The 16,177-nt window shown below is 37.0% G+C and carries 16 protein-coding genes and 1 tRNA gene; 1 reads left to right on the top strand and 16 read right to left on the bottom strand.

Features of this window, described 5'->3' with window-relative positions; all coding sequences use genetic code 11:
• The first annotated feature begins 230 nt into the window (after positions 1-230).
• The gene (locus tag BCL90_RS03740; RefSeq protein ID WP_121282680.1) at positions 231-641 is read left to right on the top strand and encodes a nuclear transport factor 2 family protein; all 411 of its coding nucleotides are present in this window, start codon (positions 231-233) and stop codon (positions 639-641) included.
• A 116-nt stretch (positions 642-757) separates the two neighbouring features.
• On the opposite strand, the gene BCL90_RS03735 is transcribed toward BCL90_RS03740, so the two are convergent.
• The 16 genes from BCL90_RS03735 to BCL90_RS03660 form a co-directional block, all read right to left on the bottom strand.
• Entirely contained in the window at positions 758-1,477 is a 720-nt protein-coding gene (locus BCL90_RS03735) for a DKNYY domain-containing protein (protein ID WP_121282679.1), read from the bottom strand.
• A 288-nt stretch (positions 1,478-1,765) separates the two neighbouring features.
• A tRNA-Leu gene (locus BCL90_RS03730) sits at positions 1,766-1,845 on the bottom strand.
• An 88-nt stretch (positions 1,846-1,933) separates the two neighbouring features.
• The gene (locus BCL90_RS03725) at positions 1,934-2,227 is read right to left on the bottom strand and encodes a DUF3817 domain-containing protein (protein WP_121282678.1); all 294 of its coding nucleotides are present in this window, start codon (positions 2,225-2,227) and stop codon (positions 1,934-1,936) included.
• Between the two features lie 228 nt (positions 2,228-2,455).
• Positions 2,456-2,992: a Fe-S protein assembly co-chaperone HscB gene (gene hscB / locus BCL90_RS03720; RefSeq protein ID WP_121282677.1), complete on the bottom strand. Its 537-nt coding sequence runs from the start codon at positions 2,990-2,992 to the stop codon at positions 2,456-2,458.
• A gap of 83 nt (positions 2,993-3,075) precedes the next feature.
• A complete protein-coding gene (rseP, locus tag BCL90_RS03715) occupies positions 3,076-4,464 on the bottom strand; it encodes an RIP metalloprotease RseP (RefSeq protein WP_121282676.1) in 1,389 nt (462 codons plus the stop codon).
• Between the two features lie 28 nt (positions 4,465-4,492).
• A complete protein-coding gene (locus BCL90_RS03710; protein WP_244095045.1) occupies positions 4,493-5,680 on the bottom strand; it encodes a 1-deoxy-D-xylulose-5-phosphate reductoisomerase in 1,188 nt (395 codons plus the stop codon).
• Positions 5,681-5,729: 49 nt separating this feature from the next.
• The gene (locus BCL90_RS03705) at positions 5,730-6,107 is read right to left on the bottom strand and encodes a four helix bundle protein (protein ID WP_121283437.1); all 378 of its coding nucleotides are present in this window, start codon (positions 6,105-6,107) and stop codon (positions 5,730-5,732) included.
• A 212-nt stretch (positions 6,108-6,319) separates the two neighbouring features.
• Positions 6,320-7,864 (bottom strand): GH3 auxin-responsive promoter family protein, encoded by a 1,545-nt coding sequence (locus tag BCL90_RS03700; RefSeq protein WP_121282675.1) that lies wholly within the window; start codon positions 7,862-7,864, stop codon positions 6,320-6,322.
• Between the two features lie 42 nt (positions 7,865-7,906).
• Positions 7,907-8,695, bottom strand: a complete 789-nt coding sequence (locus BCL90_RS03695) for a hypothetical protein (protein ID WP_121282674.1) — start codon at positions 8,693-8,695, stop codon at positions 7,907-7,909.
• Entirely contained in the window at positions 8,692-9,660 is a 969-nt protein-coding gene (locus BCL90_RS03690; RefSeq protein WP_121282673.1) for a glycosyltransferase, read from the bottom strand. The genes BCL90_RS03695 and BCL90_RS03690 overlap by 4 nt, the downstream gene beginning before the upstream one ends.
• A gap of 76 nt (positions 9,661-9,736) precedes the next feature.
• Positions 9,737-10,684, bottom strand: coding sequence for a glycosyltransferase family 2 protein (locus BCL90_RS03685; protein ID WP_121282672.1), 948 nt, complete (start codon positions 10,682-10,684; stop codon positions 9,737-9,739).
• Positions 10,685-10,801: 117 nt separating this feature from the next.
• Complete coding sequence (locus BCL90_RS03680) at positions 10,802-11,371, bottom strand: DUF4199 domain-containing protein (protein ID WP_121282671.1); 570 nt, start codon at positions 11,369-11,371, stop codon at positions 10,802-10,804.
• Between the two features lie 16 nt (positions 11,372-11,387).
• A complete protein-coding gene (locus BCL90_RS03675; protein ID WP_121282670.1) occupies positions 11,388-12,056 on the bottom strand; it encodes a hypothetical protein in 669 nt (222 codons plus the stop codon).
• 177 nt (positions 12,057-12,233) lie between these two features.
• On the bottom strand, positions 12,234-13,490 hold the full coding sequence (locus BCL90_RS03670; protein ID WP_121283436.1) for a dihydroorotase: 1,257 nt from the start codon (positions 13,488-13,490) through the stop codon (positions 12,234-12,236).
• Complete coding sequence (locus BCL90_RS03665; RefSeq protein WP_121282669.1) at positions 13,474-15,525, bottom strand: BatA domain-containing protein; 2,052 nt, start codon at positions 15,523-15,525, stop codon at positions 13,474-13,476. The genes BCL90_RS03670 and BCL90_RS03665 overlap by 17 nt, the downstream gene beginning before the upstream one ends.
• Before the next feature lie 245 nt (positions 15,526-15,770).
• Positions 15,771-16,175, bottom strand: coding sequence for a hypothetical protein (locus BCL90_RS03660; RefSeq protein WP_121282668.1), 405 nt, complete (start codon positions 16,173-16,175; stop codon positions 15,771-15,773).
• Positions 16,176-16,177 lie beyond the last annotated feature (2 nt).

Raw genomic sequence — 16,177 nt, 5'->3', positions numbered from 1 at the left:
CAGCGGTAGAGCCTCTTGAGAAATCGGAAACACACGCATAAAGCAAGAGGCCGTCTCATAAATCAATTTATCCTAGATGTTGTTACGTTGAGCTTAGCATGTACTGAGCTTGCCAAAGTATCAAAACGCGCCCTTAAGGTAGTTTTTACGAGTCCTTCGACAGGCTCAGGATGACATTTCGTATTTATGAGACGGCCTCTTTTTTCAAATACAAATAAATCAAATGATTGATGGAAATTAAAAACCCAGTACCACCGTTTAACTACGATTCAGCGGTGAAGAAAGTTATGCTTGCAGAGCAAGCATGGAATAGCCGCAATCCTGAAGTAGTATGCATGGCCTATACCCTTAATACAGAATGGCGCAATCGGTCAGAATTTATTTCGGGCCGTGAAGAAGTCAAAGTATTTTTAGCAAAAAAATGGGAGAATGAACTTGATTACAAGCTTAAAAAAGAACTTTGGGCATTTACTGACAACCATATAGCAGTTCGCTTTGAATATGAATGGCATGACCATCAAGGGCAATGGTTCCGCAGCTTTGGCAATGAGCTTTGGGAATTTGATAAATTCGGGCTAATGGAGAAACGGTTCGCAAGCATCAATGATTTGGCCATTGATGAAAAAGATCGAATGCTATAAAATAGATAAACGCTAATGTTTAAAAGGGCGCTGGTATATTGCTAGCGCCTTGCCAGTTTAAGACCAAACTAATGATCCGAGATAACCATTTTTGAAAATGCTCATCCTAAACATCCTTATCCTAGCACTAGGCCTTTCTTTTTAATGCCAAAAAAGTAAATGTCCTTACCGCTTATACCGTAAAGCCTGTTATCGACAATCCTTACCGAAAATTCCGAAGGCCTTACACCGGTCAGCCTCTTCAGGGCTTTGCCTACGGTATTCACAAAATAAACATTGTTCTGGTCGGCTGCATAATAAGTGTGGCTTTGGTCAAGATGATCAGCATCAAAACAGCCAGGCACTTTCTTAAAAGTGTCAACATCCACGTCAGGCACATTCCTGCCCCTAAAAAACAGGCTTTCCCTGTCCCGGGCAACATTTTGCCAGATAATGCTGAAGGTCTCTGTATCAGCTCCTTCCACAATATCTTTAAGAAAATAAACTTTATCACCTGCCCGCAGATAATACTCATTATATTTTTCTGCCTTGCTGAAATCATACGGCAGGCACCGGTCGTACCAATAATAATTGTTCCCGTCATAACCAATGCCATCTTCGGCATTTAGAACTTTAAATGTTTCAGGCTTTGCTTCCTCAATAACAGAAGCGTTGCACATATAGCTGGTGACATACACCCTATTTTTATCCCTGAAGTAAAAAGTCTTGTCCTCAAAAGCTTCTACCATCTCAAACGAATCATAATCGATTGTCTTTTTGAGGCTGGTAAATTTTTCCGAATCATACAGATAAATGTTCCTGTCTACAAGCGTGAAGCCGTGTCCCAGATTTTTCATATGGCAGGCATTTAAGTTAAGCGCATACAAGTTACAAGGTTAAAATTTAAATACAACCTCCTTAAAAAAAATTAACGCATCAGCACGATATAAACGCTTACAAAATCTGATGTTTGACGGTTCCAAATGAGATGTCCAAAATAATAATGTCGTACAAAATTAAATAAACTTCTCAATTCCCCAACTTTCTGGCTTGGATCCCAGGAATCACGCTTGATGCCAAATAAGCACATCACAAGATATTTAAAAACCAAAAATCCCTCTCTATATGATTTAGAGAGGGATTTGTACCCGGAGCCGGAGTCGAACCGGCACGGTTTCCCACAGGTGTTTGAGACCAGCGCGTCTACCAATTCCGCCATCCGGGCATTCGTCTTAGACGGGGTTGCAAATGTAGATAATGAAACCTTAATTCACAAAATTATTTTCAATTAATTTTAACTAACTGAAAAGCAATTATTTTGGTCTTTCATCTTTTAATTTGCGATCTACCACAAAGGGCATAAATGGTAAAAGTGATGCTAAAAAAATGAGAACTACTTTACCAAACTTCCATTTTTGCTCTTGCCAGGCCAAAACTAAGGTAGCTGCGTATAGTACAAATAATAATCCGTGGGCCCAACCAGTATATTTTACATACAGAGGAAGGTCTGCAAAATACTTTAAGGGCATGGCTACAAATAACAAAAGCAGGTAGGATATGCCTTCTGCTACGGCTACTTTACGAAAAATAGAAAGGGAGCTATTCATAAATCTGATTGTTTGTTCCGAAAGTAAAACAAAGCTTTTGCCTGGCAAAAACTAAAAAATGATTTTACAATTAGGTGTTTTAAAGAGGTTGAAGACGAAAGGTTTAAGGCTTCCCATCTTTTAACCACAGAGGACACAAAGAAAAGGCACAATTGCACAGAGTTGGACGCTATCTCTTTTACACCACTATCCTCGGACATCGCACTCCCGGCTTCGGGGATCTTCCATCTATTTCGGCAAGCGTTCCCTGATCCGATCAACGTATTTCTGTCGGTAAAAATTATCCTTAATCGAAGGCAGTAGTGCATCGGATGCTGTTGGATTACTATCAAAACGAGCTATCAAATCATTCAATTCGTTAGCTAAGTCTTTTTCGATGGCATCAACATCTCCTTTTACCTGTGCCAGCTTTTCTGCATCCGGCTCAAAATCCAGATCCATTAAAGCCTCATTTACATCCATCATTTCCATGAGAAAAGATTGAGGCAGTTGATAAGCTTCATCTGTTTCTACTATCCCTTTCAACTCGAGCACGTATTTTAAGCGTTTTTTAGCATTGCTCAGTGTCTGGTAAGCCTTATTATTCAAAGTTGACAGATTTAGCACTTCCTGCTGTTTCCCTTCGCTTTCATTGGCATAAAAATCGGGGTGAAACTGTTTGCTTAAAGCATAAAACTTTGTTTTTACTGCATTTTGATCTGGATTAAACTGGATCGGTAACTCGTAAAAATCGAAATAATTAGTATCTGGTTTTGCTTCGCTCATACTATATATTAAATTAAAAAGCCGCAGATGAACAGATCGAATGGTCAAATCTGCGCATCTGCGGCAATGATATAAATTTGATTTTATTTACCGAAGGATTTTAGAATATCATTACCAAAAGCAAACACCATTAAACAGATCAGAATTACAAAACCCACAATCTGCGCTTTTTCCAGTACTTTTTCGCTTACCGGCTTGCGTTGCACCATTTCGATCAAAAGAAATACGACGTGGCCTCCATCTAAGCCTGGGATAGGCAATAAATTCATAAATGCCAACGCCATCGAAATTAACCCGGTTAAAGTCCAGAATTTAACCCAGTCGAAAGTACTTCCATAAACCTTAGCAATCCCAATCGGACTACTGATATTACGTGCACTTAACTTTCCGGTGATCATTTTACCAATGCCTTTTGCATTATCAACAAAAGTGCTCCATGCCATGTTCGCACCAACTGGCAACGACTCTATAAAGCCAAAATCTACATGTGCAGTTTCAGGCATCTTTAAGTTAGGAATAATTCCAATTGTTCCATCTTTACTTACTTTAAGATCGAATGTTACTTCTTTTCCCTTGCGCAATGCCTTAATGGTAACGGGTTTTAGCTTATTTGTAGAAACTTCTTCTTTAAACTGATCGAAAAAAGTGATCTGTTTTCCATTAACCGATAAAATACTATCGCCCGGTTTAATGCCGGCAGCATAAGCAGGATATAATGGTTTCTCAAACTTTCTGCCAAACAACTTATCAAAAAATGATTGTTTATCTGCTTTTTCATCAGGTGCGCTTACTTTATCTACACGCTCCATGATATACCGTGGCGAGATAAAATTCTCTTTATCGTTTTTCGATATTTTGTTTAAAATAGTATCCGGAACAGAAATATAAAGGGCTTTATTATCCCTTAAAATAGTTAATTGTGCACCATCAAACAATACTTTGCTTGATATCGCATCTTCAAAACGGATTAATTTGTTCCCATTGATGGCCAAAATCTTATCTCCGTTTTTCAAACCGATTTCTTTACCGATCGTGCCTACAGAAATGCCATCGTTTAGTTTGCTGTTAACCGTATAATTCTGCCCGATGTTGAAGGTTAACATCCAGAAGATAAAAATACCTACAATTACATTTACGATAATACCACCAAGCATTACAATTAAACGTTGCCAGGCTGGTTTAGAACGGAATTCCCAGGGTTGAGCTGGCTGGGCCATTTGCTCAGTATCCATACTCTCATCAATCATTCCGGCAATTTTTACATAACCACCTAATGGCAACCATCCCACTCCATATTCAACATCACCTTTTTTAAAACTAAAAAGTTTGAACCCCCAGGCATCAAAAAATAAATAAAACTTTTCTACTTTAATACCAAATGCTCTGGCTGCCAGGAAATGCCCCAATTCGTGTAATATTACCAATAAAGACAATCCGAGCAGCAGCTGCCCCGCCATAATCAATCCATTCATATTTTCTTATAAAATTTTATGTTAGATGTTAAACTATACTTTTTGTTACTAATTCGCCGGCTAAGATACGGCTATGTTTGTCAGTTTCTAAATAATCGCTCAATTGCGGTTTTTCAACAAAACTAATTTCTTCCATACACCTTTCGATAACCTCGCTCATTTGCAGAAAACCAATTTTATCCATCAAAAATGCTTCTACAACAATTTCATTCGCGGCATTCAAAATACAAGGCATATTCCCTCCTTTTCGTAAAGCAGTAAATGCCAGGTCTAAATTCCTGAATGTTTCCATATCGGCCTTCTGAAAGCTAAAGTTTGAATAATCTAAGAAGTTAAAACGCTTAAAATTGTTTTTTAGCCTGTCGGGATAATTTAAAGCGTACTGAATAGGCAGTTTCATATCAGGAACGCCCATCTGTGCCTTCATCGATCCATCAGTAAACTGAACGATGGAATGGATGATAGATTGAGGATGAACAATTACATCAATCTGATCTACATCGAGGTTAAACAACCATTTTGCCTCAATTACCTCTAAACCCTTATTCATTAGAGATGCAGAATCGATCGTGATTTTTGACCCCATCACCCAATTGGGATGTTTTAAAGCCTGCTCCTTTTTTACGGTCACTAAGAAGTCTTTTGTTTTGCCCAAAAATGGTCCGCCGGATGCCGTTAAATAAATTTTCTCAATCTCATTTTGCTCCTCACCAACCAAACACTGAAATATGGCAGAATGCTCAGAATCAACCGGTAAAATTTTAACCCGGTGTTCAGTTGCCAATTGTGTAATCAGTTCGCCGGCAACCACTAAAGTTTCTTTGTTAGCCAAAGCAATGTTTTTACCAGCTTTTATGGCAGCAATAGTAGGCTTCAACCCAACAGACCCCATTAATGCAGTGAGTACTACATCGCTATCAGCGTAAGCGGCAACTTCTGATAAAGCGTCTTCGCCTGCTAAAATTTTAATATCAAGACCAAACAAAGCATCTTTAACCTCGCTGTATTTGCTTTCATCACAGATTACAACAATTGCAGGTTTAAATTCTTTTGCTTGTTGAATCAGTAAGGCTGAATTCTTTAGTGCAGATAATACGGCAACTTTAAAAATTGTAGGATGATCCCTAACAACTTCAAGTGCTTGTGTACCTATGCTCCCTGTAGAACCTAATATGGTTATTCTTTTTACAGATTGCTGTATTGTTATATTGTTCAATTGTTTTCTTTCTCTCGTATTAAAAATTTAATTGTTTAATATCATTCGATTAAATTTTCAATTTTTCGTTTGTAAATTTTATCAGTTGATGAATTTTTTTCGGCAAAGTTTCCAAAGTTGCAAAAATCTTTGAATACGTTTCCTCATTTACCAACTTTCGAACTCTTGCTTTTTCGTTCCAGTCTAAACACTCCTTAACCGAACCAAAGCTATAATAATAAAACTTGATCTTATCTTTCTTATGATAACGACCAAAGCCTTCAGCAATATTAGCTGAAATAGAATCAACAGCATCAACAAACTGTTGTCCGATGGTATACTTTTCAAAGCTATCCCAACCAGATACCAAATCCCATACAAAATTGCTAAGATGAAACGATTTTGTATAAGCAGTTATCTGATTTAACTGTAAATAATTCTTTTCCATATCGTTGAACGTAATCATTAACAACAATTTAGCAATTTTCATCTGCACAATGCTAAACAATCCAACAATATTCTACCGCCATGGTTAAGGCGCCAGTACTAAACAATTCAACAATGTAGCAATTAATCAATATATACCAATGCTGTGGTTCGTGTCTCCACGAACTACTTTTTCTCATTTCGTTTCGTGAAAACACGACCGGGGAAGCTTAATTACACAATATATTTCTCCAACCCATCCGCCAGTTTCCGATCATTGCTCAAACGCGGCACTTTATTCTGTCCACCTAACTTCCCTTCACTTTTCATATAGTTTACAAAAGCATCTTTTTGCAAAGTACGTATAATCAATGGCTGAAGGATGTTTCCTTCGATCAGGTCAAAGTAATAAATATTTTTCTTTTGCAAAGCTTCATCAACCTTTTTGCTAAAAGCAGCCAGATCTTTTGGTGCAGATGAAAATTCTACAAACCACTCATGATAAGGCAATTGACCAGTTTCCGGATTAACCTGAGGTGCAACCGTAAATTCTGTAATTTCTACCTGTTCTGCATTGGCCACACTTAAAATGGCCTGTTCTACCTCTTCTCCTATTACATGCTCGCCGAAGGCAGAAATAAAATGTTTAATCCGCCCGGTAACTACAATTTTATATGGATTTTTCGAAACAAACTTCACCGTATCGCCAATACTATAGCCCCATAAACCTGCATTAGTATTTAAAATTAATGCGTAGTTAGTATCTAGTTCAACCTCGCCAAGCGATAACCGCGTTGGCTTATCGTTGTAATATTCATCAGCAGGAACAAATTCGTAAAAAATTCCCGCATCGGCCAATAATAGTAAGCCTTTATCTTTTTGCGAATCCTGATAGGCAATAAATCCTTCTGAAGCTGGATAGGTTTCAATGGCATCAATCTTTTTTCCGATGCTCTGTTCAATCTTTGCGCGATAAGGTTCAAAATTTACACCACCATAAATAAACAGGCTAAAATTTCTGAATATTTCAGCAATTTTCTTTCCTCCAGATTTCTCAGACAATTTATCAAAATACATCTGTACCCAGGGTGGAATCCCAGAAATTAAAGTCATGTTCTCATTAATGGTTTCCTCCACAATGGCATCCACTTTCTGTTCCCAATCTTCTATAATATTGGTTTCGTAAGAAGGCAAACGGTTCTTTTGCAGATAGGCTGGTACATGATGGGCTACAATTCCTGATAAACGTCCAACATTGATCCCATGTTTTACATTTAAAACCGGACTCCCCTGAAGAAAAATCATTTTTCCATTTACAAAATCAGCCTTGCCCGTTTCATTAATATATGTTAAAATGGCATTACGGGCAGCTTTGATGTGCTCTGGCATCGATTCTTTCGAAAGTGGAATATATTTTACACCTGAAGTGGTGCCTGAGGTTTTGGCAAAATAAAGCGGTTTACCTTTCCAAAGCACATCAGCTTCACCTGCTACAACACGATCTATGTAGGGTTTTAAACCTTCGTAATCCTGAACAGGAACATATTTTTTAAAATCAACATAGGTTTTAATCTCAGCGAAATGATGATCCTTTCCAAATGCAGTATGTTTAGCTTTATCAATAAGATTTTTCAGGATCTTATTTTGGGCATTAACCGCATTATTTTTCCATTTGTTGATCTGCCAGACTGCAAATGCCGCAAAGGGTTTACTTAATGCTGCCTTAAGCCCCCACCCTCCTGGGGACTTTTTCTTTCTACCGTTTTTTTCGTTTCCCATAAATTTTAATCTGATTTTTAACTCCCCTTCAGGGGCTGGGGGTTAAACGATATTATGTAAAATATCCGGATGCTTATCGCCTTTATATTCGCTCGAAATTTTACGGTATGCAACAGTTAAAGCTACACTGGAAAGCGGAACAATGATAAATGAACTTAAAATATTCACAATGAAAGCGATTAACGGCCATTGCAGGTAGTTTAACAACAGATAAATTAAATATCCTCCACCTAAAACAACCAATAGCAATAAGATCTTAGTGAAATTTCCTTTAGTAGTAGCCAAACTTAATTTTATAGAATCGAATGGTGTTGCACCTTTATCAATAATAAAAAATGGGAAGAAAGAAATTCTTAACCAGGTAATGAAAATAGCAATTATACCTACTGATATGGCTACATTTTTAACGATTGACACATTAATTCCAGTGTAAATAAAAGGAAAGGCAACTAAGATCACTACCAGGTAAACACCAAGAATGCAACCTACAAAGTATAGCGTAGCAACCAAAAACCTGATGATCTGTTGCCTGGTTGGAAGCGTATCTACAATTTTCACATCGCTTTCTTCATCGTCCATTAAATGGAAAATATACTTAAACAATGAAAGATTAATGGTAAAATAGAGCAAAACAAAAATAATTACCATGATAACGCTTAAAGCTTTGCTTACGTCCTTAATGAAAAAGGCCATTAAACTTGATGCACTAGCCGTAATAAACATCAAAAAACATAAGGTAGCAATCGAGAAATAATGTTTCTTGGTTATGCTCCATGCCTTTTGAATTACATCATTAACGGCAAACGTACTTTCTTTTAAATAATTGATCATTGTTGTTTAAATACCACTCGTTTAAATAAATCCTGTATAAATCCTAAACCATAAGCAGTTAATTGGATAAATGAAGATATAATGCTCAAAAATGCAACTTTTAACGATTTATTCACTGACCAGGAGTGAAAAAATATTAACATAAAGTAAATCAATAAGAAGAAGTTACAAACATATGCCAATGGAGGGTACATAAAGTTACACAAAATGGTGAAACCAAAACCCAATGTAAATAGCGCTGGAAAAAAATGTACAGGTTTTAATTCTTTTGGAAAATGTTTATAAATATTAATCCTTGCCCTTCCGAAAAAGTGTAATTGCTTGTAAAATTGACTGAAACTTGTTCTTCTTTTATGGTAAACCTTTGCATCTGGAATCAAGCCGATCTTAAAACCATTTTCGTGAATGCGAATGCTATACTCGATATCTTCACCCAATCGGGTAAGGATGAAGCCACCCACCTTTTCCCAGGCCTGACGTGAAACGCCCATGTTAAAACTGCGTGGGTGAAATTGCCCAACATGTTGTTTGTTTCCGCGGATTCCGCCAGTAGTGAAAGGCGATGTCATAGCATAACTGATGGCCTTTTGCACCGGCGTAAAACTATCGTGCGCCGCATCCGGACCTCCATAGGCATCTAAATGATGCTCGTACAAATAGTTCTTAACCGTTTCGAGATAGTTTGCGGGGATTAAACAATCGGAATCGAAAATTACAAAGTAATCGCCTGTAGCCCTTTCGAAGCCGAAATTACGGGCAAAACCCTGTCCGGCATTTTCTTTAAAGTAATATTTAATATCCAGTTTATCTGCATAAGAAGCCACAATTGCCTTTGCATCATTTTTCGAACCATCTTCAATAACCAAAACTTCAAACTGTAAATAAGTCTGTTTGGTTAAGGTGTTTAACAATTCGTCAATTTCCTGTGGACGATTGTAAAGTGGAATGATGATGGAGAAAAACATGCTTATAGAGGTAAAAAGGTGGAAGGTAAAAGGTTGAAGGTTTGGGCGCATAAACCTTACGCCTTAAACCTTTACCTTATACCCTCTTCTCGATTAAATATTGATTTCTTTCTGGTGCGTTACGCGATAAAAGTTCGGCAATAAAACCTGCTAGGAACATCTGCGAACCGACCACAATGGCAACCAGCGATAAGTAAAACAAAGGCTGATCGGTTACATCACGGTAAGCTAAGCCCTGCCATATCAAATATTTCTTCTCGAATAAAATGTATAAAGCCATAATGATACCGATAAAGAAACTCAATACGCCCAGCGAACCAAAAAAGTGCATAGGGCGCTTGCCGAATTTACCCACGAAGAAAATAGATAGTAAATCTAAAAAGCCGTTTATAAACCTGCTGAAACCAAATTTTGTTGTACCATATTTACGTGCACGGTGTTCTACCACCTGCTCGGCTATTTTACTAAATCCGGCCCATTTGGCAATTACGGGGATATACCGGTGCATTTCGCCATAAACTTCAATGGTTTTGATTACATCGCTACGGTAAGCTTTTAGGCCACAGTTAAAATCATTCAGTTCTATACCGCTCATTTTGCGGGTAGCCGCGTTGAAGAGTTTGGTCGGGATTGTTTTGGTAATCGGATCGTAACGTTTTTTCTTCCAGCCTGAAATAATATCAAGCTTTTCTTCTTTAATGCGACGGTACAATTCAGGAATTTCATCCGGACTATCCTGTAAATCGGCATCCATTGTAATTACAACATTGCCTTGCGTGGCTTCGAAACCAACGTTCAGTGCCGCAGATTTACCGTAATTTCTTCTAAACTTAATGCCTTTTATAGCAGGGTTTTGAGATCTTAATTCTTCAATTACCTGCCAGGATCTATCGGTACTACCATCATCAACCAAAATAACCTCATAGCTGAAATTATTATCAATCATCACTTTATCAATCCAGGCCGTTAATTCCGGCAAAGATTCATCTTCATTAAATAAGGGTACTACAACTGATATATCCATTTTTTAAGCATAAACCTCGCAGGTTTTAAAAACCTGCGAGGTTTGTTTAAATTAAAACGTGCAAATTTCATCAAATTAAATGATAAAACCTGCACGTTCAAAATTTTATAAAAGAAATTAAGCTTCTTTCGGGAATGAATCAAATACAACTGGTTGTTTTTTCTTTAAGATAGCCGAAAGGATTAAAGAAAGAACGCCATACAAGGCTAGTGAAACACCAAAACTTGTAAAAATATTCTTAAATGTAGGCTCAAGCTTCTCTTGCATATTACCTGCTTTAGCCATTGCTTCATCAATCTGCTCGCTGGCCATACCGAATTTTTCCATCATTGCACGCTGTGCATCTCCAATTGCTGCAGCTGCTTTTGCAGGAAGATCAGGATCAATCAATTTCATGAGTACAACGTTATAAAGTGTTGCAGTTAAGGCCAAAATAAGGGAAATAATTAAAAAAGCTTTAAAAGCTTCACCAAACGTCCAAAAACCACCTATTTCTTTACGTATATTAATCCCTACAACAACCAGTAGCGCAATAAACAACACAAATATGCCTACCTGGGCAATAAAACTGGTGTATACTAATACCGGATCGATAAAATGCAGGGTTAACGATAATACTATAGAAACCGCAGCAAGCATAAATCCATTTTTAAGCGATAATTTGGAAATAAGAGCACTTTTGTCCATGATTTTAAATTTTAGTTTAGTTATTAATTGTTGTAATCAATGTATAAGATGCAGCATCAAAAGCTTTGTTACTGCTAAACTGAATTAATTCTTTTTCGGTTTCTTTGCTACCGTCTACATCCAGGAAGAAAACCATAAACGGCACAAACAGTTCCTGCATTTCTTCACTAATATTTAACTTGATCGCTGTTTTGCAAATTTCCTCAACATTACTTTCAGGCAGCTGTTGGTTACTGATCAGTTCTTCGTAAATTTCAAATTCATCCTGAAACTCATCGTCTTCTACCAATAAAAATTCTTTTAAGAAATCGCCCAATTCAGGATCTAAATCCTCGTCCTTACACTCTTTAATGTAAAGTAAAAGATTTAAGAGTTCGGTTCCTCTGTCAATAGTTTCTTCTTCAATGTTTGCCCATTCATCACTTTCTAAGTAATCGTCTTCCAGTTTCTGTACGTCACTGCTAAAGAAATTCACCATCAATAAATCAAAAAACACTTCACGTAATTCTTCAAATTTTGGGTGAGAATCGAAAACCGCATCGAAAGCCGTAGCTTTATCTAAAAAGTTAACATCAAGCTCAAAAGCAGCCAATAACTCTGTTTCAAAGCCTTCTACATTAGTAGCTGAAACTTCAGCATATTTGTTAATGGCTGCACTTAGTGCTTTTTTTACTCTGTTATCCATGATTAAGATTTTTAGGATTTTAGGATGATAAGTTGTATGACCTGAACAACAAAATTGTAATTTATTTCTTTAGTCTTTAAATTCTTATAACCTGTTAATTTATCAATATTTTTTTGAACTACTATCTTTTGAGACATGGTTAAGAACCTTATGCCCTCAACTTTCTAACCTTCAACCTTAATTCTCCCAGTACTGATTATTATTATAAACCAAAGTTACTTTCCCTGTAAGCTCGGTACCCAATAACGGACTATTTGCCGATTTTGAGTGGTTGCTGGCGGAATTATACAACCATTTTTCGGCTGTATTAAAAACTGTAAAGTTGGCTTCTGATCCTTCTTCTATTACCGCAACAGCTAAATTTAATAATTTACGCGGATTAATGGCCAATTTCTCTGCAATTAAAGCAACATCCAGTCCGGCTTTTAATAAAAGTGGCAATACGGTTTGTAAAGCAATAATGCCGTAGTGGGCAATTTCGAACTCTACATTTTTAAATTCGATTTCTTCCGGACGGTGCTGAGAAGTAATGGCATCGATGGTTCCATCTTTTAAACCTGCAATTAATGCTTTTACATCAGCTTTTCCACGCAATGGTGGCTTAACCTTATAATTACTATCAAAATCGCTTAAAAGCTCTTCTGTAAATACCAGATGATGTGCCGTTACATCGCATGAAACCTGAACACCATCTTTCTTTGCCTTACGGATCAAAGCTACAGCCCCTGCAGTCGAAATATTGCTGATGTGGATTTTAGTTTCATTATAAGATGCCAGGAAAATATCGCGGGCAATATGCATTTCTTCAGCCAGTGCCGGTAAACCTTTCATCCCCAACAACACAGAATTTTTACTTTCATTAATCTGCGATTTACCTGCGATCGATTTATTTTCGGGATAAACCATTAACAGCGCATCGAACCCTTTTGCATACTGCAAGGCGCGGCTCATAAAACCATCATCCTGCAAAGCTTTATCTCCATCAGAGAAAGCTACAGCGCCTGCTTGTTGCATATCGAATAATTCAGCAAGTTCTTTTGCTTCGCGATTCTGACTAATGGCACCAACAGGCAAAACATCAACCAAATTATTTTTGGCTTTGTTAATAATATATTCTACCTGGGATTTTGACTGTACAACCGGGCTGGTTTGTGGTAATAAGGCCAATCCGGTAAAACCGCCTGCTTTTGCGGTTGCCGTTAGCGTTTGAATATCTTCCTTCGTTTCGAAACCCGGATCGCCTGCTATACAGTTTAAATCGAAAAACCCTGGTGTTAAAAAAGCACCATGAGCATCGAAAACGGTTTCATTTTTATCGGCAGTTAATTTACCTATGTTTTTAATTTTACCATTTTCTACCCTGACATCGCATTGTTGACTATTGAATTTACTTTGCGGATCGGCAACGGTTACATTTTTAACCAGGAGATTCATATTGTTTTTTTTTGTTGTTAAAAAATCGGATGAGTAAAATTTCTGCTGCAATAAAAATCAGCGACAAAATTAGACAAAGTTTCCATAAAGTCTGCCCGATTTTATTGTCGCCGGCAATTAATTTAACGGCATCTTTATCGGTATCGAATATTTTCAGATTACTTTTACCAGCTAATTGCTCAAGTTCTGTTTTGCTTAAATAGTGCATATCAGATTCGGTTCTGCCATTGTTAAAACTATAAACAGCAAGCAACGAATCTGCACGTTTTAGGTTGTAAAAACCAGCATTTTTAATCTGATCGGCAATATAAATCAATGTTTTTCCATCTGCCTGACGGATTTCAGGAATCGCTTCGAAATGGTCGGTAGTGATTTTTAAAGTCTGGTTTTTACCCAAAGTAATCTTTCTACTGGCTAATGCATTATCATTGCCCAGATTGTAATACAATGGAGTTTCATTACCTCCGCTCAGTGCCAAACGGTAAATTAACGGAACAAAAACCGGGTGACGGGCCAAATTACCATCATTTGCATTTAAACCAGAAGCAGATAAATATACCTGGCCGTTGCCTAAACCGTATTTAGAGAAAAAAGATTTCTTGCCAGGTAAAGACATGATATCCTCTTTATTGGAGCTATTTTTTTCTATAAAGGAATAATAACGTGAAACTGAGGGAAGATCTAAATTTTTAGGGATTTCCTCAAACACAGTCTTAAAAATAGGATTTTGAAGGTCAATCTGGTCAACTTTTGTAGCTGTGGTATTGAGCGACTTGATTGTTGGAAGCGATAATGCACTTAAAAATGAGTTGTATCCCTGGATATCGGCATCGAGATCAGGAAAAAGCACTACTGTGCCACCCGCATTGAGATAATTTTTAAGTTGTTGCGCCAAACCGGTTGAAGGGTTTTTCAATCCATTCAATACAATCAAACCATAATTGGCAAAATTGCTATAGCTTATATTACTCTCGGTGTTTTCGGTAAGTTTATAATAAGCATCGGCTGCGAATAATGCTTTAATATAATTACCAACATTAGTACCATTAATGCTTAAAACCGGGAAATTTTGATCTACTTTAAAACTGAAAGATAGTGTATCATCAAAAGTTACCGGAAAATCTTTGATGGTAACCATGCCTTTTTGCCAGCCTGCATTAAGTCCTGAGAAATCTAGGGTATCCTTAATAGTTTTACCTGCAGGAATGGTTACAGCGCCTAATCCTTTTTGCTGGTTGTTGATGCTTAATTTTAGCGGGATATTTTTTGCTTCTTCCTCAGAATAATTTTTTAACTGTATCACCAAACGTTCATTCGTGCCAGGCTGATGGTTTGGAGAAAGTGTCCAAACGCTATCTACCGCAACATTGGGTAAGGTATTGGCATTCAATTTCAAAAATGAATACTGAATATCGGCTTTGGTTTCGAGTTTTTTTGTGGATGAAATATTTTTCTGAAAATCAGAAATTAGAAAGCTGTATTTATTTTCGCCTCCGGTTAAAACATTGCTTTGCCTGTTTAATATCTGCTGGAGATTGCGATTGGCAGCCGAGATTTTTACATCATCCAGTGCCTTTAAAAATGCTTCCTCATTTAACAAGCGTTGGTGTTTCCCTTGGAAATCATTCGTTAAAAGCTGAAAACGATCGTTCATACCGAAACCTTTAATCAGTTCTTTTGCCCTGCGTTTGGCTTCGTCGAGCAGATTGCCATCTTTATTAACGGCCTCCATACTGTATGAATTATCGATATAAATACTCACTATATTCTTTAAAGCAGTAGTTTTTTGGTTGTGCGCCGGAATATAGGGTTGAGCAAATGCCAGCACCAAAAAGATGATCGCCAAAATCCGCGATATAAGAATAAGCAGGTTTTTAAGTTTTTCTTTGGAAGAATTTTGTTGCTCTACTTCTTTTAAAAGCTGAACATTAGAGAAATAAACCTTTTTAAATTTTCTGAAATTGAATAAATGAATGATAACCGGGATGGCAGCCGATATTAGTGCGAAAAGAAAGCCCGGATAAAGGAAATTCATTAAAAACCAAAGATAGAAAAATTATGGAATTGGGGATAATATTACTTATTTATTATTATCAATTAGAATAGATTAGAGTTAATCTGCTAGACTTATTTTTCAGTTTCTTAGTCTATGCGATCGTCATGCTGAATTTATTTCAGCATCTTTCTTACAAAATGGCCCCTGAAATAAATCCGATAGCTATCGGATCAGGGTGACGACTTTAAGTCTTAAATATTGGTAAAAATTTAAGTGATAACAAATCAATAACTAAATCCCGGAAATTCGATATTTACAATTTTCCAACTACCGTTGTACAGCGCGAAATACAGCTTAAAAGGTCCGCTTACAATTTTCGATTGTTTTTGAATAACATCTCTGTAACCTGCAACCCCTTCAACAAAGCCCATGCCTTTACCCTCATTCATTAATTCAAAATTAACATCGATGATATCGTATCTGCCTCCAACATATTCATCAGACCGACCGAAAACACCTTTCAAACGACCGATAATAACATCCTTACCAATAATTTTATTACCTGGAAGAATGAAAAAATCATTCAGCTCGTCTGTAATGGCCTTCGATTGTTTAAACCAGGCGTTTATAAATCTGATGGCACTATTTACAATATCGGCTTGATGGTTAAATGTGGAATTGTTTTGCATGG

Origin of the sequence: Pedobacter alluvionis, from assembly GCF_003664035.1 — a bacterium.
Lineage (GTDB): Bacteria > Bacteroidota > Bacteroidia > Sphingobacteriales > Sphingobacteriaceae > Pedobacter > Pedobacter alluvionis.
The sequence above is the reverse complement of the archived record's forward strand: the minus strand, read 5'-3'. Positions and strand labels throughout refer to the sequence as shown.

What these genes read in the sequence shown, in the direction of transcription:
- BCL90_RS03740 (WP_121282680.1), top strand. Translation starts at nt 231, where the DNA reads ATGGAAATTAAAAACCCAGTACCACCGTTTAACTACGATTCAGCGGTG.
- BCL90_RS03735 (WP_121282679.1), bottom strand. Translation starts at nt 1,477, where the DNA reads ATGAAAAATCTGGGACACGGCTTCACGCTTGTAGACAGGAACATTTAT.
- BCL90_RS03725 (WP_121282678.1), bottom strand. Translation starts at nt 2,227, where the DNA reads ATGAATAGCTCCCTTTCTATTTTTCGTAAAGTAGCCGTAGCAGAAGGC.
- hscB (WP_121282677.1), bottom strand. Translation starts at nt 2,992, where the DNA reads ATGAGCGAAGCAAAACCAGATACTAATTATTTCGATTTTTACGAGTTA.
- rseP (WP_121282676.1), bottom strand. Translation starts at nt 4,464, where the DNA reads ATGAATGGATTGATTATGGCGGGGCAGCTGCTGCTCGGATTGTCTTTA.
- BCL90_RS03705 (WP_121283437.1), bottom strand. Translation starts at nt 6,107, where the DNA reads ATGGAAAAGAATTATTTACAGTTAAATCAGATAACTGCTTATACAAAA.
- BCL90_RS03700 (WP_121282675.1), bottom strand. Translation starts at nt 7,864, where the DNA reads ATGGGAAACGAAAAAAACGGTAGAAAGAAAAAGTCCCCAGGAGGGTGG.
- BCL90_RS03695 (WP_121282674.1), bottom strand. Translation starts at nt 8,695, where the DNA reads ATGATCAATTATTTAAAAGAAAGTACGTTTGCCGTTAATGATGTAATT.
- BCL90_RS03690 (WP_121282673.1), bottom strand. Translation starts at nt 9,660, where the DNA reads ATGTTTTTCTCCATCATCATTCCACTTTACAATCGTCCACAGGAAATT.
- BCL90_RS03685 (WP_121282672.1), bottom strand. Translation starts at nt 10,684, where the DNA reads ATGGATATATCAGTTGTAGTACCCTTATTTAATGAAGATGAATCTTTG.
- BCL90_RS03680 (WP_121282671.1), bottom strand. Translation starts at nt 11,371, where the DNA reads ATGGACAAAAGTGCTCTTATTTCCAAATTATCGCTTAAAAATGGATTT.
- BCL90_RS03675 (WP_121282670.1), bottom strand. Translation starts at nt 12,056, where the DNA reads ATGGATAACAGAGTAAAAAAAGCACTAAGTGCAGCCATTAACAAATAT.
- BCL90_RS03670 (WP_121283436.1), bottom strand. Translation starts at nt 13,490, where the DNA reads ATGAATCTCCTGGTTAAAAATGTAACCGTTGCCGATCCGCAAAGTAAA.
- BCL90_RS03665 (WP_121282669.1), bottom strand. Translation starts at nt 15,525, where the DNA reads ATGAATTTCCTTTATCCGGGCTTTCTTTTCGCACTAATATCGGCTGCC.
- BCL90_RS03660 (WP_121282668.1), bottom strand. Translation starts at nt 16,175, where the DNA reads ATGCAAAACAATTCCACATTTAACCATCAAGCCGATATTGTAAATAGT.